Here is a 1,099-nt window from a genome sequence, read left to right as displayed (position 1 = left end):
ATGGTAGGTCATCGCGGAGGCAGATGGGATCGGCAATTCTAAAGATCACCACCGGCAATTCTAATTATCGTTGATCACCCGTACACAAGCAGCAGCACCACCACCCCGCCGAAGCGCATGAGCGAGCGCTGGCGACGCCGCGCCTTCGCCAATTCCGCGTCGGTCGGCGGGCGCTCGTACGGATTGCCGTGCCAACGCGGGCTTTGCGTACGCGGCGGCACCCGCGACGGCGAGGACGCCCCGCCCTGCGTACTGCTGGGGGAACGCGGCATCATGGGGTGGCGTTCTCCTCGGCGTCAGGCGACGGCTGGTGCGGCGAGACACTGGGGTGGGTGTTGGCGAAAGACGGCCTCATACGGTGGTCTCCTTATGGTCGTCACCTCGTGGCCCGTGCGTCGAGGCGCAGCGTTGGGGGCGCGGGGAACGCGCCATGATTGCTTCGGCCTCCTGCTGGTCGTCAGGCGACGGCTGGTACGCCGAGGCACTGGGGTGGGCATGGGGGCAACGCCGCCGCATCGCGTTGGCCTCCGCTTCCTCACGTCGGGGCGGGATGCACACCGAGGCTCCGCCCTGCGTGTTGGGGCAGCGGGCCATGATTATGATCGTTGTAGCCTCTGCTGGGTCGTTCGGCGGTGAGATGCGCGACGGCGCTGCGGCACGGTGCTGTGTCGGCACAAAAGGTGGCATCAAATGGGCGACCTCCTGCAGGTCGTCATCCGCCGACCCTCGTGAGGACGCACGGCCCTGGGTGCTCGGGAACAACGCGCTTATCACTGGCCCTCCTCTGCGTCGTTCTGCTGCGGCGCGGGTTCGACGAGCAGGGGCAGACCACGCCAGACCGTCTGCCCTCCGGGGAGCCAGGCGATGGCCTGGCCGACGTTGACCACGGGCAGTCCGGCGGGGCGGAAGGCGTCGGGTAACGCGGGGTACGGTGGATCAGGTACCTCGATCACAGGCAGCCGATGGCAGGCCGCCCGCAGGGCGGCAAGCGGCGGGCGGTCGCCCAGGATGAGGATGACTTGCCCTATGTGCTAGACTACCTTTGGACACCATGCTCCCAAAAAACCGTTGCATGCAGGGCGGTACGAGAGGATCGTTG

At 67.1% G+C, this 1,099-nt stretch carries 2 protein-coding genes; both read right to left on the bottom strand.

The window, feature by feature from the left end:
* Positions 1–351: 351 nt before the first annotated feature.
* On the bottom strand, positions 352–774 hold the full coding sequence (locus A9Q02_RS03870) for a hypothetical protein (RefSeq protein WP_097651048.1): 423 nt from the start codon (positions 772–774) through the stop codon (positions 352–354).
* Positions 771–953, bottom strand: coding sequence for a hypothetical protein (locus A9Q02_RS03865; protein WP_097651047.1), 183 nt, complete (start codon positions 951–953; stop codon positions 771–773). The genes A9Q02_RS03870 and A9Q02_RS03865 overlap by 4 nt, the downstream gene beginning before the upstream one ends.
* Positions 954–1,099: the final 146 nt, after the last annotated feature.

The organism is Candidatus Chloroploca asiatica (assembly GCF_002532075.1).
In the GTDB taxonomy this organism is placed as follows: Bacteria; Chloroflexota; Chloroflexia; order Chloroflexales; family Chloroflexaceae; genus Chloroploca; species Chloroploca asiatica.
Note: the sequence above shows the minus strand (reverse complement) of the source record. Positions and strands in the feature narration are given on the sequence as shown.